The sequence below is a fragment of the Pseudomonas mandelii genome, from assembly GCF_002251635.1.
Classification (GTDB): domain Bacteria; phylum Pseudomonadota; class Gammaproteobacteria; order Pseudomonadales; family Pseudomonadaceae; genus Aquipseudomonas; species Aquipseudomonas mandelii_B.
This window is the reverse complement of sequence record NZ_NMOJ01000060.1, coordinates 1-20,152: the sequence shown is the minus strand read 5'-3', so window position 1 is coordinate 20,152 and position 20,152 is coordinate 1. Positions and strand designations below refer to the sequence as shown.

The window sequence follows — 20,152 nt, the reverse complement described above, 5'->3', positions numbered from 1 at the left end:
GGAATTCTAGGCCTTCTTGAGCGCTCAGGCCAGCCGCGCGGGATATTTGCGCCCCGGAACACCGCAATCCCCGTGGGAGCGGGCTTGCCCGCGATGAGGCCGGAACATCCAATACATTTATCGCCTGACACGCCACCATCGCGGGCAAGCCCGCTCCCACAGGTTTGTCCTCATGTGTCTTCTCAGCGGTGCCCTTTGCAAGGGAGGCCTCGGGTATACTCGCGCGTTTTGTGATGCCCTGCTGGCGTCGCGGCTGAGATGTGAAGCGTCATGCAATGCGCACTTACGATTTGTCGGTGCAGCCTGCGTGGTTCTGAACCAGCCTTGCAGGGATGTTTTTGTGATTTTTGGAGTTTTTATGCTCGAACAGGCTCAACGCGTCCTCAAGGACATCTTCGGCTACGACAGTTTTCGTGGCCGCCAGGGTGCGATCATTGAGCGCGTGGCCAGTGGCGGTGATGCTCTGGTCCTGATGCCTACCGGCGGTGGTAAATCGCTGTGCTTCCAGGTGCCGGCGCTGTTGCGTAATGGCTTGGCCGTGGTGGTATCGCCGTTGATCGCACTGATGGACGATCAGGTCGCGACCCTCGAAGAGCTCGGCGTCGCCGCCGCTGCATTGAACTCCACCCTGAGCGCCGAGCAGCAGCGCGATCTTGCCGCGCGGATCAAGCGCGGCGAAGTGAAGATGCTGTATCTGGCGCCCGAGCGTCTGGTTCAGCCACGCATGCTGGCTTTCCTGCAAAGCCTTGAAATCGCCCTGTTCGCCATCGACGAAGCGCACTGCGTGTCCCAATGGGGCCATGACTTCCGTCGNGAATATTTGCAACTGGGCCAGTTGGCCGAGCTGTTCCCTGACGTCCCGCGCATTGCCCTGACGGCCACGGCCGACAAGCGCACCCGCGAAGAAATCGTCGACCGTTTGCATCTGCAGAACGCCGAGCGCTTTCTCTCGAGCTTCGACCGGCCGAATATTTTCTACCGCATCGTGCCCAAGGAACAGCCGCGCAAGCAGTTGCTGGCGTTCCTGTCCGAGCGGCGCAGTGATGCGGGCATTGTGTATTGCCTGTCGCGCAAGAAGGTGGATGAAGTGGCCGCGTTCCTCTGCGAGCAAGGCTACCCGGCGCTGCCGTACCACGCGGGCCTGCCGAATGAAACGCGCTCTGCGCACCAGAAACGCTTCCTCAACGAGGAAGGCCTGATCATGGTCGCGACCATCGCCTTCGGCATGGGCATCGACAAATCCAACGTGCGTTTTGTGGCGCACATGGACCTGCCCAAATCCCTTGAGGCGTACTACCAGGAAACCGGTCGCGCCGGCCGTGATGGCCTGCCCGCAGATGCCTGGATGGTCTATGGCCTGCAAGACGTGGTGATGCTCAAGCAGATGCTGCAGAACTCCGAAGGCGACGAGCGTCACAAGCGCCTTGAGCAGCACAAGCTCGACGCCATGCTGTCATTGTGCGAAGAGACCCGCTGCCGCCGCCAAACATTGCTGGCTTACTTCGACGAGGACATGCCCGAGCCGTGCGGCCACTGTGACAACTGCGTGGATGGTGTGCAGACCTGGGACGCCACCGAGCCGGCGCGTCAGGCCCTCTCGGCCATCTACCGCACCGGCCAGCGTTATGGCGTTGGCCATCTGGTGGATGTATTGCTGGGCAAGGACAACGAAAAGGTCCGCAGCTTCGGCCATCAGCACCTGTCGGTGTATGGCGTTGGCAAGGCCATGGGCGAGAGCGAATGGCGCTCCCTGTTCCGCCAGCTGGTGGCCCGTGGCCTGGCCGACATTGACCTTGAAGGCTACGGCGGCCTGCGCCTGAGCGACACGTGCCGGCCTTTGCTCAAGGGCGAAGTGAGCCTTGAGCTGCGTCGCGACCTCAAGCCGCAGACCACCGCCAAAAGCAGCACCAGCCAGGCCAGCCAGTTGGTGCGTGGCGAAGAACGCGAGCAGTGGGAAGCCTTGCGCNCCTTGCGTCGCAAGCTCGCCGAGGAACACGGCGTGCCGCCGTATGTCATCTTCCCCGACTCGACACTGTTGGAAATGCTCCGCAGCCAGCCGACCTCGCTGGCGGAAATGGCCACGGTCAGCGGCGTCGGCGCGCGCAAGCTCGAACGTTACGGCGAGGCCTTCCTCGAAGTGCTGGGCGGTCAGGTCGAGGCGCCGAAAGTCGTCGCCGACGTGCGCCACGAGTTGATCACCCTCGCTCGCGCCGGCATGACGCCGCTGCAGATCGCCGGTCAGCTGCAATGCTCGGAAAAGAATGTCTACACCATGCTCGCCGAGGCCATCGGCAAGCAGCAGTTGTCGCTGGAACAAGCGCTGGACCTGCCCGAAGAGTTGATGGGCGAGGTGCAGGATGCCTTCCTCGATGGCGAGGGCGAGTTGCCGCCGGTGTCGGAGATTGCCGCGCTGTTCGCCGGGCGAGTACCGGAAGGTGTCTTGTACTGCGTTCGGGCGGCACTGCAATCCGAATTCGAGGTTTAAATGACCTGTTACAGTGATGTAACGATTCACTACAGACCAGACCTTGCCTCAAGCCAACGGTCATGCTTAGCTGGCTAATAATTAGTTTTTCTCTATTTTCAGTCTAATCATGAGTTTTTTATGCCGTTAACCGATCAACACCGTTTTGGCATGCAACTGGCCCAGATGTCGCGCGGCTGGCGTGCCGAACTGGATCGCCGTCTGGCTGGCCTGGGTCTGTCCCAGGCGCGCTGGCTGGTGCTGCTGCACCTGGCGCGCTTCGAAGAAGCACCGACCCAGCGTGAACTGGCGCAAAGCGTCGGCGTCGAAGGGCCGACCCTGGCCCGGTTGCTCGACAGCCTGGAATCCCAGGGCCTGGTCCAGCGCCAATCCGTGCTGGAAGACCGCCGGGCGAAAAAAATCGTCCTCTGTGCCCCGGCCCGTCCTCTGATCGAACAAATTGAAACCATTGCCACTCAACTGCGCCGCGAACTGTTCGACGGCGTCGATGAGGCGGATTTGAAGGTGTGCATGCGAGTCCACGGGCACATTCTGGCCAACCTGGAAAAATCTTGAGGCATAACCGCGCGTCAGCTTTTTGAGATACCCCGTTGGGCAGACTATAAAGAACTACTAGGCAATATCGTGTTCGTACCGGATGTGCGAACGCGTACAGGTTGGTTCTGGTTATCTAAGGGATGCTCATGCTCGAGAGTTGGCACGTTGTATTGCGGTGTTGCGCCAGGCTGCTTCTGGTCGGTGGTGCTGTCACTTACTCGGCATTGGCCCCTGCGCTGGGATTGGGCGACATTACCCTTCATTCCGCGCTGAATCAGCCGTTGCGCGCTGACATCGCTCTGGTGGATGTCGGTGGGCTGGAGGAGGGCGAGCTGTCGGTCAGCCTGGCGACGGCGGAGGAATTCACCCGCTCCGGCGTCGATCGGGTGTTCTTCCTCAACGACCTGAAGTTCACACCGATCCTGCGGGGCAACCGCAGCCTGATCCGGGTGACCTCGAACAAACCGGTCAATGAACCTTTCCTGAATTTCCTGGTGCAGCTCAATCAGCCCAATGGGCGCGTGCTGCGCGAGTACACGGTGCTGATCGATCCGCCGGGTTCTCCGGGGATCGTGCCGGCAGAAGACGAACCTGTCGCCAGTCCACAAAACTCTCCATTCCCCAGCGTCAAACCGGCCACTGCGCCGGCACCGGCGGCGAAGAAGTCCGCGCCTGCGCCGGCCGTCGTTCAACCTGCCGTGCCTGCGACCGATCCCGCTGCCGAACAACTGGCCGCCAGCGTGTTGCAAAACCAGCAGCTGCAAAAAACCATCGATGAGTTGAATGCAAAGCTTCAGGCTCAGGATGAACAGATCGCTGGCCAGAAGAAACAGGTGAGCGAACTGCAAACCCGGCTGTCGGAGGTCAACCAGGCGCCGCCGGTGACGCCGGTAGCGGTGGCACCTGCCCCCGTCGTTGTTGAAGAACCCGAGGCCAGCCATTGGCCGCTGATTATCGGCTTGCTGGCGCTGATCGCTCTGGTGTTGCTGGGGCTGTTTGTTCGACGTCAACGCCAGCAGGTTCAGGCGTTGCCCGAGTCTTCGCCCGTTTCACCCTCGAAACATGAGCCGGTACTTGAGCGTGCGGCGCACCCGTCGGTGCAACAGCCTATGCTGAAACCCGCTCCCGATCATCGTGAAGAGACGCCGCCAGGCGATGTGCTTGAAGGGGTCGGTATCTACTTGGCGTATGGCCGTTTTTCCGAAGCCGCGGGTTTGCTGCGAGAAGCGTTGGTCAAGGAACCGCAGCGCACGGATCTGGGCGTGCAACTGCTGGAAGTCCTCGGCAAGCAGGGGGATGTTCCCGCCTATGACGCGCAGGAAAAAAACCTGCGTGACGGCGGGTTCGACGAAGAAAAGCTTCAGGAGATCCGCGCCCGCCACCCGAAACTGAACAATGCGGCACCAGCGGCACCAGCGGCACCAGCGGCAGCCGTGGCAGTCGTCACCGCAGCGCAAGCGGCACCTGCCGACGAGTTCCAGTTGAATCTGGATGACCTGTCCATGGATTCCAGCTGGGACCTGATCAGCCCTTTCGACAATGCTAAACCTTCAGACGAATCATCAAAGGCCGTAGAACCGGCGTTCACCTCGAATCTGCACGTGTTGCCCGATGTATTCGAGATGCCTGAAGAACCTACGCTGGATGAGCCAGAGCTTGAGTGGGTCGCCGAACCGGACTCACAGGCGCTGGACGACGCCTTTCTCGATGAGTTCAGCGATGCCGGCCCGTCACTGGAGCTTGAGCCGTTAAATCCGCAGCCGGCCGAGCCGTCCAGTGCCGGTAAACTGGAACAAGCCCAGACCTGTATCGATGACGGCGATCTGGACAGCGCCATCGAACTGCTCAACGAGCTGCTGAAGGAGGGCGATGAGCCGCTCAGGCAAACTGCCCGGAGCCTGTTGGCCGGAATCCGCTGAGCCACTACTATGGCTGCGCCCTCTGGCTCAGGAATCTTGCCCGTCATGACCACGCATAAACCGGAAATCATCATCACTTATTGCACGCAATGCCAATGGTTATTGCGTGCGGCCTGGCTGGCCCAGGAACTGCTCAGCACCTTCGGCGACGACCTGGGCAAAGTGTCGCTGGTGCCCGGTACCGGTGGGGTTTTTCATATTTTCTGCAACGATGTGCAGATCTGGGAACGCAAGGCCGATGGCGGTTTCCCGGAAGCCAAGGTGCTCAAGCAGCGGGTCCGCGATCAGATCGACCCGGACCGCGACCTCGGCCACAACGACCGCACTCAGTGAGACGCAGCTTCGGCTGCCACGGTCTTTTTGCTTGAAGCGGACAGTCTGCTGGAGACCACAATCGCGACGATGATCAAGGCACCGCCGAGCAGCATGCGCACCGTCGGGTTTTCATCGAACAACAACCACGCCATGGTGATGCCGTACACCGGTTCCAGGGCGAACACCACAGCCGCGGTGCGCGCCTTGATCACCGCCAGGCTGGCGACGAACAAGCTATGAGCGACGCCGGTGCAGAACACCCCGAGCAAACCGATCCACAGCCAGTCGATGGCGCGGACGTCGCTCAACTGCGGCGCCGCCACCGGCAGCAGGCACAGCGCGACCACCACGTTCTGACACAGCGCGGCCTGCACCGGCGGGATTCTGCCGGAGCTGGCGCGGTTGGTCAGCGACAGCAGGGCGAACAGCAAGCCTGAACCGACCGCCCAGAGCAGGCCCGTGGTGGCGCCACTCGCCAGATCGAAGTCAGGCGTGACCAGCACCAGNCCGATGCTGACCAGTACCACCAGCAGGATTTCATTGGCGCGAATGCGCTCACGGAAGATCAACCCTTCGAGGATCACGGTAAACGCCGGGAAGCTGGCGAAACCCAGGGTCGCGATCGCCACCCCGGCCACTTTCACCGCAATGAAGAAACTCACCCAATGCCCGGCCAGCAGCAAGCCACTGAGCAGCAGCCGGCGCCAGTCCTGTGCTTCGAGTGTGTACCAGCGCGTGTTGCTGGCAAACCGCGCGAACACCGCCAGGGCGAGCACGGCAAATGCAGCGCGGCCAAACACAATGATGGCGGGCGAGGCGGCCGCCAGCTTGCCGAATACGCCGGTAAGGCCAAACATCAATGCGCCGATATGCAGGGCGCCGAGGGCTGAACGGGGAGTCATTGCGATCCTTGAAACAACGGAGTGTCAGCATCGCAGTCTTTAATCGCGCGACGCCCAGTGATGTCTGTCTTCAGACTATCGACTTTTGTCGCCAGCCTCGCGCCGCAGTTCGCCCGGGGTCTTACCAAACTCGCGCAACACCGCCGCGGCAAAGGCACTCTGGGAACTGTAACCGACCCGACTGGCAATCTCGCCGATGGGCAATGGCGAATCCCGCAACAGTCCCACCGCACTATGCAGCCGCCGACTGCGGATGTAATCCATAGGTGTCTGCCCGCATTCAGCGACAAACCGCGCATGCAACCGGGCGCTGGACAGCCCGGCAACGCGCGCCAGATCGGCGACCTGCAATGGATAAGCCGCGTACTGATCGATATGCGCATTCAGCGCCGCATACGGCAGGCGCCGACCGCCCACGATGTCGGGCTTGGCGTTGTTGAGGCTGGCCAATAACAGCACCGCGCCCTGCTGGGCAATCAACGGGTCACTGACCTGGCTGCCCGCCAGCCAGCTCACTAATTGGCTTTGCCCGGCATCTAGCGGCAGGCGACCGGCGTTGTCGAGCAAACGGCGGCTGGCGTCGGCGTGATCGCCAAGGGACTGCGAAACCCATTGATCGCTCGGTATATCCAGCACCAGGCAACGGCTGCCATTGCTGCTGCCGCAGGCGTGATGAAAGCCCGATGGCACCACCACGAAACTCTGCTGAACCACCTGGCTGCCATGCCCGCCGACTTCGAAGTCCAGCGCACCCGACAACCCGAACACCAGTTGCGCGTGGTCGTGGCTGTGGACGATCAGGTCCTTGGTGTATTGGCGCAGCGTGAGGATCGGTCTCATCGCAGGTCTCCCGGTCAAGATGCGGCCAGTCTACACCGGCCGGGCGTTGTCACAGGATTGACTCGCCGCTGTCATGGGCCATTAACCCGACCGGCGCAAGCTTGCCAAAACTTGCCCTGAGGGTTGTCCATGACCAGCGCCGAGCTCGCCAAACCCAGCCGTAAGCAACGGGTGCGTACCCTGTGGATTTCCGACGTGCACCTGGGCACCCGGGATTGCCAGGCCGAGCACTTGTCACAGTTCCTCAAGGGCTATCACGCCGACAAGGTGTACCTGGTCGGCGACATCATCGACGGCTGGAAGATGCGTGGCGGCATGTATTGGCCCCAGGCCCACACCAACGTGATCCGCCGGCTGCTGACCATGGCCAAGCGCGGCACCGAGGTGATCTACGTCACCGGCAACCATGACGAATTTCTACGGCGTTATTCCAAGCTGATCCTGGGTAATATCCAGTTGGTGGACGAGGCTGTGCACGTCACCGCTGATGGCCGCCACCTGCTGGTGATTCATGGCGATCAGTTCGACGTGATTACCCGGTATCACCGCTGGCTGGCCTTTCTCGGCGACTCGGCCTACGAATTCACCCTGACCCTCAACCGCTGGCTGAATCACTGGCGTGCGCGGTATGGCTATGGCTACTGGTCGCTGTCGGCGTACCTCAAGCACAAGGTCAAGACGGCGGTCAGTTTTATCAGCGACTTTGAAGAAGCCATCGCCCACGAGTGCGTCAAACGCGAGTTGCATGGGGTGGTGTGCGGGCATATTCACCATGCCGAGATTCGCAAGGTCGGAGAGGTGGATTACCTCAACTGCGGGGATTGGGTGGAGTCGTGCACGGCGTTGATCGAGCACTGGGATGGGCCGATCGAGTTGTATCGGTTGGCGGATGCACAGGCGCGGGAGGCGGAGTTGAAAGCCATTAAAGTCGCAGAGCCGGCATAGTCTGTTAGCAATGCAGTGTCTGAGCCGGCCTCTTCGCGGGCAAGCCCGCTCCCACAGTGACCGAGGTGAACACAAGATTTGTGAAACGCCAGAGAACCCTGTGGGAGCGGGCTTGCCCGCGAAGAGGCCTGGCCGGACACCCCACGCCTGTCAGGCTGGCGAATGTTCTTCCATCGCCGCCTTGTAGATCGAATGCTTCGGATGCGCAAACAAGCGCTCCATCATCGGCTCAAAGAAACTCAGCGGTAATGTCTCGTAAGCCGGATCAAACGCCGCCGCGTCATATTTGGCGCAGAACTCGATGGTTGGCTGATACTGCGGATGCCCGCTGAATTGTTCGCGCAAATGCCGATCCATACCCAGGTGATGGAAAAAGTAATACCCCTGGAATATCCCGTGCTTCTCCACCATCCACAGGTTTTCGGCGCTGACGAACGGTTTGAGAATCGCCGCGGCGATGTCCGGATGGTTGTAGGAACCGAGCGTGTCGCCGATGTCGTGAAGCAGCGCGCAGACCACGTATTCTTCATCCCGGCCATCGCGCCAGGCACGGCTGGCAGTCTGCAAGGAGTGGGTCAGCCGATCCACCGGGAAGCCGCCAAAATCACCCTCCAGCAATTTCAGGTGCGCCACAATCCGTGACGGCAACTGCCTGGCGTAGGCACTGAAGTCGGCGGCGATAATCGCCCAGTCTTCCTGCGTGCCATCCTGCATGTGGGTGAATCGTGCATTGGCGTTCATCAGCTATCCTCTTGTTCTAATCGAAAGGGATGTCTTGAGTGTAGGGCTTGGATCCAATGTCGCATTGACTGCGCAGGACGGTTTGATGGCCAGTGGAGCCTAGAACGGCACGCGACCCAGGATCATGTCGCGGTACATGACAAAGTCGCCGAGCAGGCTGTAAAGAGGATGCTGAAATGTGGCGGGACGGTTTTTCTCAAAAAAGAAATGCCCGACCCAGGCGAAGCTGTAACCCGCCAGCGGCAAGGCGAGCAACATCAACCAGGCGCCTTTGCCGATGGTCAGCGCCAGAATGAAGATGACCAGGCTGGTGCCGACAAAATGCAATCGTCGACAAGTGCTGTTGCTGTGTTCACTGAGGTAGTACGGGTAAAACTCAGCGAAGCTGTTGAAACGTTTGACGTTTTCCACGACTGCGATCTCTGTGCTTGTTGTTCTGATTGCAAGTTGTTCTGCGGGTAGCCTATTTGAGTCTAGAGTGATCATTGGCATCAGCCAGTGACAATGGGCGCCACTTTAGTATCCTTCGAAAACTTGCCGCGGTAGACGGCTCACTAATCAGTAAGAAAACGCCATGAGCGAACGAACGACTTCTGCAAGCTGGGCGATGGGGATTGTCAAAGCTCTGGAGATGGACGGGCTGGATTGCCGCGTCTTGTTCAAGCAGCTAGGGCTCGACTACGCGTCTCTGGATGATCCGGATGCGCGCTTCCCGCAAGATTCCATGACACGCCTGTGGCAGCGCGCGGTNGAGTTGTCGGGCAACCCGGCGATTGGCCTGAACATGGGCAAGGTGGTGCGCCCGGCGTCGTTTCATGTGGCCGGTTATGCCTTGATGTCCAGCAACACCCTGGCCGAAGGCTTTATGCGCCTGGTGCGCTATCAGCGGATCATTGCCGAAAGCGCCGACCTGAGTTTCCGACTGTTACCTGAAGGCTATGCGCTGATTCTGACGGTGCANGGCGATCACTTGCCGCCGACCCGACAGAGCGCCGAAGCGTCGCTGGCCTGTGCGTTGGCGCTGTGCGGCTGGTTGACCGGGCGCACGTTGCAACCGCGCAAGGTGCTGATCCAGGGCGATCAGCCTGTCGATCTCGAACCCTATAAACAAGCGTTCCATGCGCCGTTGGTGTTCAACGCGGCCTATGACGCCTTGATTTTCGAACGCGCCGACATGGAAGCGCCGCTGCCGACGGCCAACGAGGCGATGGCGCTGTTGCACGATCGCTTTGCCGGTGAATACCTGGCACGGTTTTCCGAGAGCCGCGTGACCCACAAGGCGCGCCAGGTGTTGTGCCGCCTGCTACCCCAGGGCGAACCCAAGCGCGAAGTGGTCGCCCAGACCCTGCACCTGTCGCAGCGCACCTTGCAGCGCCGTTTGCAGGAAGAAGGCACGAGTTTTCAAACCTTGCTCGACGACACGCGACGTGAACTGGCCGAGCAGTACCTCGCGCAGCCGAGTATGACCTTGCTGGAAATTGCCTACCTGTTGGGCTTTGCCGACCCGAGCAATTTCTTCCGCGCCTTTCGCCGCTGGTTCGACGCCACGCCCGGCGAATACCGGACGCGGCTGATGGAAACGCCGGCGGTTGTCAGTGCCGCCAGAACGCAGGAATACACAGAACAAACACCGTAATGATCTCCAGTCGGCCCAGCAGCATGCCGAACGAGAGAATCCACTTGGCGGCGTCCGGCAGGGTGGCGAAGTTGCCCGCCGGGCCGATGGTCTCGCCCAATCCCGGGCCGACACCGGATACGGTGCTGGCAGCGCCGGTCAGGGCAGTCATCCAGTCGACGCCGAGCAGCGACAGCAGCAATGCAATCACGCAGATGGTGATGGCGAAGAAGAACGAGAAGGTCAGAATCGACCGCACGATCTCTTCGTCGAGACGGTGGCCGTTGTACTTCTGCTTGATCACGGCACGCGGATGAATCAACTGGTTCAAGTTGGCCTTGAGCAGGATATACGCGACCTGGAAACGGAAAATCTTGATCCCGCCCGCCGTCGAGCCCGAGCAACCGCCGACAAACCCCAGATAGAAGAACAGCATCAGCGAGAAGTTGCCCCAGAGGCTGTAGTCCCCCAGTGCAAATCCTGTCGTGGTGACGACTGAGGTCACATTCAGCGCCACATGCCGCAACGCATCCAGCCAATGCAAATCGGTAGTCCACCAGTACCAGGTGCCGAGTACCAGCCAGGTCACGACCAACAGCCCGAGCAAGCCTTGCACCTGCTGATCCTTGATCAGTGCCCGACGGTTGCCGCGCAAGGTCGCTACGTACAGGGTGAACGGCAGGCTGCCGAGAATCATGATGACAATCGCCACCCAGTGCACCGCCGGTTGCGTCCACTTGGCCAGGGACTGGTCGGACGTTGAGAAACCTCCGGTGGAAATCGCCGACATCGCGTGGTTGATCGCGTCGAACAAGCCCATCCCGGCCCACCAGAATGCGAGGCTGCCGAGAATGGTGATGCCCACATAAGCCGCAACGATCAAACGCGCCACCATGTGCGAACGGGGCATGACCTTTTCGGAACGGTCCGACGACTCTGTCTGGAACAGCCGCATGCCACCAATGCGCAGCAGCGGCAGGATCGCCACCGCCATGCCGATAAAGCCAATGCCGCCAAGCCAGTGCAGCAGCGAGCGCCATATCAGAATGCCGGGAGACATGCTGTCCAGCCCGCTCAACACGGTGGAGCCGGTGGCGGTGATGCCCGACATGCTTTCAAAGAACGAGTCGGTGTAGCTGATGTGCTGGGTCAGCAAAAACGGCAGCGCGGCGAAGATGCATACCACCAGCCAACTGCTGACGGTCAGCAGGTACATGTCGCGCGGGCGCAGATGAATGTGTTCGGGACGGCCGGGGATGACCAGGGCTAAACCCGCGAGGAAGGTAATCATGCTCGCCCAGAGGAACGACGGCAGATCGCTCGTGCGCTCGAAAATCACCAGGGTGGCCATCGGGACGACCATGGCGATCGCGAGTGTGATCAGGAAGATGCCGAGGATGAAACCGATGATCCGTAAGGTCGGCAACGCCATGAAGTCCGCTCGGGCTGAGGAAGGGAAGGCCGCCATTCTACCTGCGGGGCAGGGCATGTAAACCGGCACTGCCACGGCAGTTGAAGCTAGAATAGCCGCACATATTTTTCTGGAGGTGGCCGATGCAGGCTCTCGACGCTTTGCTCAACCGTGTTTCCGTTCCACGACTGCTCGAACCGGCACCTACCGCAGCGCAGCGTGAAGTGCTGTTTTCTGCCGCGATGCGTGCGCCGGACCACGGCCATTTGCAGCCTTGGCGCTTCCTGACAGTCGAAGGTGCGGCGCGCGAGCAAATGGGCGAGTTGCTGGCCGAAGCGGCGAAGCTGCAAGACAGCGAGGTGTCCGAGGCGGCGCTGGACAAAGCGCGTAACGGTCCGTTGCGCGCACCGCTGGTGGTTGTGGTGATCGCNCGNTTGCAAGAACACTTCAAAGTGCCGAAGTCCGAACAACTGCTGGCGGCCGCCTGTGCGGCCCACGGCATTCTGCTGGCCGCTTACGCGCAAGGCATTGGCGCGGTTTGGCGCACAGGGGATCTAGCCTATTCGGTGCATGTGGCCAAGGGGTTGGGATTGGCGGAAGGGGAAGAGGTGATCGCTTTCCTGTACCTGGGGACGCCGCAGAAAGAACCGCGGGTGGCCGAGAAAGTGGACCTGGCCGAGTTCGTCAGCGCTTGGCCCGGTAGCAACTGAGCGCCCAATCCCTTGTGGGAGCGGGCTTGCCCAACGTATCAGTGCCTGACATTCCGCTATCGCGGGCAAGCCCGCTCCCACAGGGATTACGGTTGAACCACCGCTCCGGGCACCAGCGGTAATTCCAGGCTGGCGATGAACCCGCCTTGCGGATGATTGGCCAGTACCAGACTCCCGCCATGTCGCTCCGCCGCACGTCGCGCAATGGCCAGTCCCAAGCCATGCCCGGCCGCCGTCTGCCCCGGCGCCCGATAGAATGGCTCACCCAACTGAGTCAGATGCTCGGCATCGACACCGGGCCCATGGTCCCTGACGCTGACCACAATCCGCTCGCCCTGGCGCACCGCCTGCATTTCAATCGACTGCCCCAAGGGGTTGAAGCGCTGAGCGTTGCGCAGCAGGTTGTCGACGGCGCGCTCGATCATCGTCGGCCAGCCCTTGAGGTTCAGCTGCGGTTCGACGTCCAGGTGAACGGTCTGCTCCGGTGAACTCAATTGCGCATCCTTTTGCAGCGTACTGAGCAACGCATTCAGATCCACTTCTTCNGCACTGGCGTTGTCGGCATCGACGCGGGCCAATACCAGAATTTCGCTGATCAAGGCTTCCAGTCGATCGCATTCACGGGTCAAGCGTGGCGCGAGTTTTTCCCGTTCTTCGGGTGTGGCCCGTTCAGCCAGTGCCAGGGCAATGCGCAGTCGCGCCAGCGGCGAACGCAGTTCATGGGACACATCACGCAGCAATTGTCGTTGGCTGCCGATCAGACTTTGCAGGCGCGCACCCATGCGGTTGAAGTCGTTGGCCAATACACCAAATTCGTCGCGCCGGTTAGCCAGCTGCGCCAGGCTGTTCTGCTGGTAGGTGGCTTGGCCAAGGTCATGCACCGCGCCGCGCAGTCGGCTGAGCGGGCGGGTAATGGACAGCGTCACCAGCAAACTGAACAGTGTCAGCACCACCAGCGCAATCGCCAGCGCGCTCAAGGGCCAGGTCAGGCTGCTGCGGTGCCATTCGTCGAGTTCCGGGTGCGGAATGCGGTAGATCAGCAGGTAGGTGTCGCCGGTTTTTTCACTGGTGTACTCGGCGGTCAGCCGGCGCCAGGGCAGGTGGCCGTCGTCGTTGTTCTGCCGTGCTTCGAAAGCCGCCGCACGCCGGGGAAAGGTGCCACGCACTACCGGCTCGCCGCTTTCATTCAGCACTTGCACGTCGATGTGATACTGGCGCTTGCGCTGTTGCAGTAAGTCCTGGGCGGCGTCTTCGCCTTGCGCTTCGTAGAGTTGGGTCCACTCTTGCGCCAGGTTGTTGAGGCCGGGGTGGCGGCTGAGAATCCAGGCGTCCTGGTTGAGCATGTGCCCCAACAGAATGGAAAGCCCTGCAACCAGAGCGATGGCCAGCCAGAAGCTGGCCAGGATACGCCAGAACAATGAGCGCACAGAAAATCCTCAAACAAACATTAACCAGTGTGGGAGCGAGCCGACCTGTAGGAGCGAGGCTTGCGGGCAAGTCGGATCGCCGCACCGCTCGCTCCTACAATGGCAAAAAACCCGACGGGGTTAGCCGTCGGGTCCGGGGTCAGCGCATTATTGCGCTTTTTGCGCTTTTTGCGGTTGTTGCGCTTTCCACGCCTNGAATTCCTTCCACTCGGCGCGGCGCTCGGCCTGTTTCTTGACGATCTCGTCGAATTTCTTCTGTTGATCGGGTTTCAGCACGCCACGGACATCGGCTTCGGCTTTTTTGTGGTTGGCGGCCATTTCGTCCTTCATGGCTTTCTGGTCGGCCGGCGAGAGTTTCTCCAAGTACTTCTCGACCACTTGCTTACGCTCGTGCATCTGCTCGCCCATGATTTTGCGGATCTGTTCACGCTGTTCGCGGCTCAGGTCCAGCTGGCTGTACGGGCCTTTATCGTGCATGCCGTGCATCTGACCGCCGTGGCGCGGGCCGTCCATCGGGCCACCCATCGGGCCGGCACCTTCTGGCATGGCCATGGCAACGGTCGGCAGGGCAGCGGCGAACATCAGAGCGATAAGGGTCTTGCGCATGGTGATTCTCCTGTCTCTATTCCGGTNNGTTCCGGATGAGTNCAGATTACGGAGATCAAGGTCAGCGGCGGTCAGCGGAGCGTAAAGCTTGGGTAAAGACGATTTCTCATCGACCTTACAAATCCATGCCCTGACGAAACACTATCGTTGTAGCAGCTGTTGAGCCCTGGCAAGGCTNGTCTGATTACACGACTGCTTCGCAGCCGAACGCAGCCTCGCCGGGGCTCGACAGCTGCTACGAAGGTTTGCGTTGGGTTTCAGAGGCTGTAGTAGTAACCGCGGCTACGCAGGGCAACGATGCGCGGGCGGCCGTCGGGGTGCGGGCCGATTTTCTTGCGCAGGTTGCTGACGTGCATGTCCAGGCTGCGATCGTAAAGGGTCAGCTTGCGGCCGAGGGCGATCTGCGCCAGTTCCTGTTTGTCCAGGGGCTCGCCGGGTTGCTTGAGCAGGGCTTCCAGCAGACGGCTTTCGGAGACGGTGAGGGTGAATTCCTGTTCNTCGATGGTGACCACGCCACGCACCGGGCTGAAGCACAGATCACCCAGTTCCAGCTGGCTCGACACCGCCGTCGGATGACTGCGGCGCAGTACGGCGCGCAGACGGGCTGTCAGTTCCCGTGGGTCGCACGGCTTGGCCAGGTAATCGTCGGCGCCGAGTTCCAGGCCGAGGATACGATCCAGTGGCTCGCCACGCGCAGACAGCATCAGCACCGGCAATTCCGGGTGGTCGCTGCGCAATTGTTTGAGCAACTCCAGGCCNCTGCCATCGGGCAGCATCACGTCCAGTACCACGGCGGCGGGGGAGGTTTCGGCCAGCGCACGGCGAGCACTCTGGCCGTCGTGACAGGCACGGACCTGAAAGCCTTCCTGGCTCAGCCAACTGCTCAGGAGCTCGCACAGCTCCTGGTCATCATCAATTAATAACAGCTCGCTCATTACTCACTCAATTTAGCCATTGCCGACGTTTTCTGGTGGCACCACTGGCGAAGATACCGCAGAGCAGGGCCAATAGCGCAACCCCACCACCGATTACGAACCATTGCTGCTGATCAGTCAGCAGACGTGGCAGCGGATTGCTGGCCTGGGCTTCCTTGAGTTGCAGCTTGAGGCGCTGGTTCTCTTGGCGCAACCGGCCCAGCTGAGCGCTTTCGCGTTCACTGTCGGTATTTTGCAGTTGTTTGCTCAGTTCTTCACGNNGCCGTTCGCTTNCNTTCAAGCGTTGCTGCAACTCAGTGATCTGGCTGCCGGCGCTCAGCGACAGCGGCGTCGAACTGTGGCCCTCGGCGCTTTCTTCACCGTGGGCAGGCGCCACCATCGACAACGTCACCAACATCAGACACAACGGACCTTTGCGCATCGCCACTCCTGATTCCAATACGAGTATTGGGCAGGTTGTCGGCCGGCAAACGAGAATAATGAGCGTTGAGCGCGCGATGAACCGGCAAGGTTCATCGCGCGGGCGCGATTTACGGCAGGACTTGCTTGAACGGCTTGACCGAAACGTTGGCGTAGACGCCGGCGGCGATGTACGGATCCGCATCGGCCCAGGCCTGGGCGGCGCTCAGGGAGGCAAATTCGGCGACGATCAGGCTGCCGGTGAAACCGGCGTCGCCCGGGTCATTGCTGTCCACTGCCGGGTGCGGGCCGGCCAATACGATACGACCTTCGCCCTTGAGCACTTGCAGGCGCTCAAGGTGGGCAGGCCGTGCGGCCAGGCGGGCTTCCAGGGAGTTGGCGACGTCTGTAGCAATGATGGCGTAAAGCATGTCAGTCCTCGGTTTTTGGCGTAGTAGAGTCAGTGTCATGCAGGTGGCGCGACAGGTAGATACCCTGGCCGACCAGGAACAAGACGGTCATGCCCAGGCTGCCGAACACCTTGAAGTCGACCCAGTAGTCCTGGAAGGTAAAGGCCACGAACAGGTTGGCGGCGCCGCAGAACAGGAAAAACACGATCCAGGCCACGTTCAAACGCGTCCATACCGGTTCGGGCAGGGTCAGTGCGTGGCCCATGATCCGCTTGATCAACAGGCGGTCACCGATGAAATGGCTGCCGATAAACGCCAGGGCGAACAGCCAGTTCACCACCGGGGCTTTCCATTTAAGGAAGGTTTCGCTGTGGAAGGCCAGGGTCAGGCTGCCGAAGACCAGGCAGGCGATGAGGGTCAGCCATTGGCTCTTTTCCAGCTTTCGCTGCTTGATGAACAGCGCACCGTAAACCACCAGGGAGCTGATGATCAGCATCGCGGTGGCGCTGTAAATACCGCCTACAGTCAGTTGATGACCACCGATGTCGACGACCCGTGGATCAATTTTGAAAACGATGAAAAACAGCAACAGCGGGATGAAGTCGATGAATTGTTTCACAGTAAGAGCCAGAAGCTGGATGTGGCGGCATAATAACAAACATCCTTGGTAGCGAAAGCGCCAGCTGACTTGAGGTTACACACTTCCGTGAATGTTGATTTGCACTGCCACAGCACNGCCTCCGATGGCGCTCTCGCGCCTGCTGTCCTGGTGGCGCGTGCGTTCGAGAAAGGCGTGCGAGTCCTGGCCTTGACCGATCACGACACCCTCGAGGGCCTCGATGAGGCCCGCAGTGCGGCCACCGCGCTGGGGATGCAACTGGTTAACGGCGTGGAATTGTCCTGCACCTGGGGCGGCGCCACCATTCATGTGCTCGGCTACGGCTTCGATCAAAACGCCNAACCTTTAGTGGCAGCCATTGCTCAATTGCACGATGGCCGCTGGCTGCGGTCCGAAGAAATAAGCCGCAAGCTCAGCCTCAAAGGCATGCCCAATGCGCTGGACGGCGCCCGCGCCATCCAGCAAGAACTGGGNGACAGTGGCAANGCGCCGGCCCGTCCGCACTTCGCCGACTGGATGGTGCGTGAAGGTTTCGTCAAGGATCGCGCTGAAGCGTTCCGTAAATGGCTGGGTGCCGGCAAGCTGGGCGACGTCAAGCAGCACTGGCCGACCTTGGAAGACACGGTCGAAACCCTGCGAGCCTCCGGGGCCTGGGTCAGCCTGGCGCATCCCTGGCATTACGATTTCACCCGCAGCAAGCGCCGCAAGCTGATTGCCGACTATATTGGAGCGGGCGGCCACGCAATTGAAGTGGTCAACGGGCATCAATCCGCCGAACAGGTGGGTAGCCTGGCGATTCTTGCGCGCGAATTTGGTCTGCTGGTCAGCGCCGGCAGTGATTTTCATGGCCCAGGCGGCTGGTCCGAGATCGGCGAGTACCGCCCACTCCCGGAGGATCTGCCACCACTGTGGTGTCGATTCAAACATGACCCAATTATTGCCGCCGTCTGAACAGGTAGAACACGTGAGTCAATTCTTCCAGATTCATCCGGAAAACCCTCAAGCGCGCCTGATCAAACAGGCCGTGGAGATCATTCGCGCCGGTGGCGTGGTGATCTACCCAACGGATTCGTCCTACGCCATTGGTTGCCAGATCGGCGACAAGAGCGCGGTAGAGCGTGTNNGCCGTCTGCGCGGGCTGGACGACAAGCACAACTTCGCGCTGATTTGCAGCGACCTGTCGCAACTTGGGGTGTTCGCCAAGATCGACACCGGCACCTTCCGCTTGCTCAAAGCGCACCTGCCCGGGCCTTACACCTTCATTCTCAACGCCACCCGTGAAGTCCCGCGGCTGTTGTTGCACCCGAAAAAACGCACCATCGGCCTGCGGGTACCGAGCCATCCGATTGCCCTGGCGTTGCTGGAAGAACTCGGCGAGCCCTTGATGAGCGTGACCCTGATCATGCCCGGCGACACCGACCCGATGAGCGATCCTTACGAAATGCGCCAATTGCTTGAGCATCAGGTCGACCTGATCATCGACGGCGGCTACGGCGGCAACAAGGCCTCCACCGTGATCAACCTCGCTGACGGTGAACCGGAAGTGGTGCGAGTGGGCTGCGGCGACCCTACGCCGTTCATGGCCGAGGCGTAGATGTCTGCAGTAGAGCCCGTTGTCGACAGTCAGGCCGGTGCCCAGCAGGAACTGCCATTTGCCATGGTCTACGGCCAGGCGGTCATGGAAATGCCGCTGGACTTGTATATCCCGCCCGATGCACTGGAGGTCTTCCTTGAAGCCTTCGAAGGCCCGCTGGACTTGCTGCTGTACCTGATCCGCAAGCAGAACATCAACATCCTCGACATCCCGGTGGCGGAAATCACTCGCCAATACATGGGCTATGTCGAGCTGATGCAGTCGGTGCGCCTGGAGCTGGCCGCTGAATACCTGGTGATGGCCGCCATGCTGGCCGAGATCAAGTCGCGCATGCTGTTGCCGCGCTCGGAAACCATCGAAGCGGAAGAAGACGACCCGCGCGCCGAACTGATCCGCCGCCTGCAGGAGTACGAACGCTTCAAGGCGGCCGCCGAAGGCATCGACGGCTTGACTCGCGTCGGGCGTGACGTGGTGGTGCCCAAGCTGGATGCCCCGGAAGCCCGGGCACGCAAGCTGTTGCCGGATGTGCGTTTGTCAGAGCTGCTGCTGTCCATGGCCGAGGTGCTGCGCCGTGGCGACATGTTTGAAAGCCACCAGGTCAGCCGCGAGGCCTTGTCGACCCGTGAGCGTATGAGTGATGTGCTCGAACGCCTCAAGGGCGGCGGCTTTGTGCCGTTTGTTGAGCTGTTTACCAAAGAAGAAGGGCGCCTGGGGGTGGTGGTGACCTTTATGGCGATCCTTGAACTGGTCAAGGAATCTTTGGTCGAGCTGGTGCAGAATGAGCCGTTCGCGGCGATCCACGTGCGAGCCCGAGCCGAATAACGAGTTGAATCATGAACCTGACTGAACCCCGCGAGCTGGCGCCATTGCTTGAAGCCTTTCTGTTGGCCTCGGGAAAACCGCAATCGCTTGAACGCCTGTTCGAACTCTTCGAAGAGGGCGAGCGCCCTGAGCCGCCAGTCTTCAAGAAAGCCCTGGAGATTTTGCGCAAGTCCTGCGACGGCCGCGCCTTTGAGCTGAAGGAAGTGGCCTCCGGGTATCGCCTGCAGATCCGCGAAAAGTTCTCGCCGTGGGTAGGGCGTTTGTGGGAAGAACGCCCGCAGCGTTATTCCCGCGCGATGCTCGAGACCATGGCGCTGATCGCCTATCGCCAGCCGATCACGCGCGGCGAAATCGAAGATGTGCGCGGCGTGGCGGTCAACAGCCATATCGTCAAGACGTTGCTGGAGCGCGAGTGGATTCGTATCGTCGGTTACCGCGATGTGCCCGGCAAACCGGCGATGTTCGCCACCACCAAAGTGTTCCTCGACCATTTCAACCTGAAAAATCTCGACGATTTGCCACCACTGGCTGAGTTGCGTGAGCTGGAGCCTGATCCGGTACTCGATTTCGACGATGCGCCGGTGCCGGCAGGCTTGCAGGAATTGGCCGATGCCAGCGCCGAACCGGAAGAGCCCAAGGAGGAGACCAGTTTCCATACGCTGTTGCTGGAACTGGACACCATGGAGGAGGGGATCAAGACCGACTTCGATGACATCCTGCGCGACAGCGCGGTGACGGATTCCGAAGAGGTGCTGGATCAGCCTGAGCCTGAGATCGAAGTTGAACTTCAGGTCGAGCCTGAAGCCACAGTCGAAGAAGAGCAGGAAGAAGAGCAGGAAGAAGAGCTTGAAGACGACGTGCTGGGTGTTGCCGAAGCCCGCGAAAAGCTCCTGGCTGCCGTCGCCGCNCTCGAACAACCA

22 protein-coding genes are annotated in these 20,152 nt (G+C 60.7%); 11 read left to right on the top strand and 11 right to left on the bottom strand.

The window, feature by feature from the left end; genetic code table 11:
- The first annotated feature begins 358 nt into the window (after positions 1 to 358).
- The 4 genes from recQ to B7L09_RS09160 all read left to right on the top strand — a co-directional run bounded on the left by recQ (position 359) and on the right by B7L09_RS09160 (position 5,274).
- On the top strand, positions 359 to 2,485 hold the full coding sequence (gene recQ, locus B7L09_RS09175) for a DNA helicase RecQ (RefSeq protein ID WP_094468557.1): 2,127 nt from the start codon (positions 359 to 361) through the stop codon (positions 2,483 to 2,485).
- A 120-nt stretch (positions 2,486 to 2,605) separates the two neighbouring features.
- Positions 2,606 to 3,040, top strand: a complete 435-nt coding sequence (locus B7L09_RS09170; protein WP_094468556.1) for a MarR family transcriptional regulator — start codon at positions 2,606 to 2,608, stop codon at positions 3,038 to 3,040.
- 128 nt (positions 3,041 to 3,168) lie between these two features.
- Positions 3,169 to 4,941 (top strand): motility hub landmark protein FimV, encoded by a 1,773-nt coding sequence (locus B7L09_RS09165; protein WP_094468555.1) that lies wholly within the window; start codon positions 3,169 to 3,171, stop codon positions 4,939 to 4,941.
- A gap of 45 nt (positions 4,942 to 4,986) precedes the next feature.
- Positions 4,987 to 5,274 (top strand): Rdx family protein, encoded by a 288-nt coding sequence (locus B7L09_RS09160; protein ID WP_094468554.1) that lies wholly within the window; start codon positions 4,987 to 4,989, stop codon positions 5,272 to 5,274.
- Here B7L09_RS09160 and B7L09_RS09155 read toward each other — a convergent pair.
- Together B7L09_RS09155 and B7L09_RS09150 are read right to left on the bottom strand one after the other, a co-directional pair.
- A complete protein-coding gene (locus B7L09_RS09155; protein ID WP_094468553.1) occupies positions 5,268 to 6,158 on the bottom strand; it encodes a DMT family transporter in 891 nt (296 codons plus the stop codon). The genes B7L09_RS09160 and B7L09_RS09155 overlap by 7 nt on opposite strands.
- A gap of 75 nt (positions 6,159 to 6,233) precedes the next feature.
- Positions 6,234 to 6,998 carry a helix-turn-helix transcriptional regulator gene (locus B7L09_RS09150; protein WP_094468552.1) on the bottom strand — a complete coding sequence of 255 codons (765 nt, stop codon included), beginning with the start codon at positions 6,996 to 6,998 and terminating at the stop codon, positions 6,234 to 6,236.
- Between the two features lie 129 nt (positions 6,999 to 7,127).
- On the opposite strand from B7L09_RS09150, the gene B7L09_RS09145 reads away from it, so the two are divergent.
- Positions 7,128 to 7,943 carry a UDP-2,3-diacylglucosamine diphosphatase gene (locus B7L09_RS09145; RefSeq protein ID WP_094468551.1) on the top strand — a complete coding sequence of 272 codons (816 nt, stop codon included), beginning with the start codon at positions 7,128 to 7,130 and terminating at the stop codon, positions 7,941 to 7,943.
- 150 nt (positions 7,944 to 8,093) lie between these two features.
- On the opposite strand, the gene B7L09_RS09140 is transcribed toward B7L09_RS09145, so the two are convergent.
- Positions 8,094 to 8,684, bottom strand: a complete 591-nt coding sequence (locus B7L09_RS09140; protein WP_094468550.1) for an HD domain-containing protein — start codon at positions 8,682 to 8,684, stop codon at positions 8,094 to 8,096.
- A 99-nt stretch (positions 8,685 to 8,783) separates the two neighbouring features.
- The gene (locus tag B7L09_RS09135) at positions 8,784 to 9,095 is read right to left on the bottom strand and encodes an Mpo1-like protein (RefSeq protein WP_094468549.1); all 312 of its coding nucleotides are present in this window, start codon (positions 9,093 to 9,095) and stop codon (positions 8,784 to 8,786) included.
- A gap of 163 nt (positions 9,096 to 9,258) precedes the next feature.
- On the opposite strand from B7L09_RS09135, the gene B7L09_RS09130 reads away from it, so the two are divergent.
- Entirely contained in the window at positions 9,259 to 10,320 is a 1,062-nt protein-coding gene (locus tag B7L09_RS09130) for an AraC family transcriptional regulator (protein WP_094468548.1), read from the top strand.
- Here the strand turns inward: B7L09_RS09130 and B7L09_RS09125 are convergent.
- On the bottom strand, positions 10,277 to 11,731 hold the full coding sequence (locus B7L09_RS09125) for a TrkH family potassium uptake protein (protein WP_094468547.1): 1,455 nt from the start codon (positions 11,729 to 11,731) through the stop codon (positions 10,277 to 10,279). The two genes, B7L09_RS09130 and B7L09_RS09125, sit on opposite strands and share 44 nt — an antisense overlap.
- Before the next feature lie 122 nt (positions 11,732 to 11,853).
- On the opposite strand from B7L09_RS09125, the gene B7L09_RS09120 reads away from it, so the two are divergent.
- The gene (locus B7L09_RS09120) at positions 11,854 to 12,420 is read left to right on the top strand and encodes an NAD(P)H nitroreductase (protein ID WP_094468546.1); all 567 of its coding nucleotides are present in this window, start codon (positions 11,854 to 11,856) and stop codon (positions 12,418 to 12,420) included.
- Positions 12,421 to 12,506: 86 nt separating this feature from the next.
- Here the strand turns inward: B7L09_RS09120 and B7L09_RS09115 are convergent, their stop codons facing one another.
- From B7L09_RS09115 to B7L09_RS09090, 6 genes are all read right to left on the bottom strand, one after another.
- Positions 12,507 to 13,847, bottom strand: coding sequence for a sensor histidine kinase (locus B7L09_RS09115; RefSeq protein WP_094468545.1), 1,341 nt, complete (start codon positions 13,845 to 13,847; stop codon positions 12,507 to 12,509).
- A gap of 147 nt (positions 13,848 to 13,994) precedes the next feature.
- Positions 13,995 to 14,453: a Spy/CpxP family protein refolding chaperone gene (locus tag B7L09_RS09110; RefSeq protein WP_094468544.1), complete on the bottom strand. Its 459-nt coding sequence runs from the start codon at positions 14,451 to 14,453 to the stop codon at positions 13,995 to 13,997.
- Between the two features lie 257 nt (positions 14,454 to 14,710).
- Positions 14,711 to 15,388, bottom strand: a complete 678-nt coding sequence (locus tag B7L09_RS09105) for a response regulator transcription factor (protein ID WP_094468543.1) — start codon at positions 15,386 to 15,388, stop codon at positions 14,711 to 14,713.
- A 7-nt stretch (positions 15,389 to 15,395) separates the two neighbouring features.
- Positions 15,396 to 15,809: an SH3 domain-containing protein gene (locus B7L09_RS09100; protein WP_094468542.1), complete on the bottom strand. Its 414-nt coding sequence runs from the start codon at positions 15,807 to 15,809 to the stop codon at positions 15,396 to 15,398.
- A gap of 109 nt (positions 15,810 to 15,918) precedes the next feature.
- Positions 15,919 to 16,218, bottom strand: coding sequence for a YciI family protein (locus B7L09_RS09095; protein WP_094468541.1), 300 nt, complete (start codon positions 16,216 to 16,218; stop codon positions 15,919 to 15,921).
- Between the two features lies 1 nt (position 16,219).
- A complete protein-coding gene (locus tag B7L09_RS09090; protein WP_094468540.1) occupies positions 16,220 to 16,816 on the bottom strand; it encodes a septation protein A in 597 nt (198 codons plus the stop codon).
- Between the two features lie 87 nt (positions 16,817 to 16,903).
- Between B7L09_RS09090 and B7L09_RS09085 the strand changes: the two genes are divergently transcribed.
- The 4 genes from B7L09_RS09085 to scpB form a co-directional block, all read left to right on the top strand.
- Entirely contained in the window at positions 16,904 to 17,767 is an 864-nt protein-coding gene (locus B7L09_RS09085) for a PHP domain-containing protein (RefSeq protein ID WP_094468539.1), read from the top strand.
- A 13-nt stretch (positions 17,768 to 17,780) separates the two neighbouring features.
- On the top strand, positions 17,781 to 18,410 hold the full coding sequence (locus tag B7L09_RS09080; RefSeq protein ID WP_094468558.1) for an L-threonylcarbamoyladenylate synthase: 630 nt from the start codon (positions 17,781 to 17,783) through the stop codon (positions 18,408 to 18,410).
- Positions 18,411 to 19,232: a segregation and condensation protein A gene (locus B7L09_RS09075; RefSeq protein WP_094468538.1), complete on the top strand. Its 822-nt coding sequence runs from the start codon at positions 18,411 to 18,413 to the stop codon at positions 19,230 to 19,232.
- A gap of 11 nt (positions 19,233 to 19,243) precedes the next feature.
- A partial coding sequence (scpB, locus tag B7L09_RS09070) for an SMC-Scp complex subunit ScpB (protein WP_094468537.1) occupies positions 19,244 to 20,152 on the top strand: 909 nt, incomplete at its 3' end.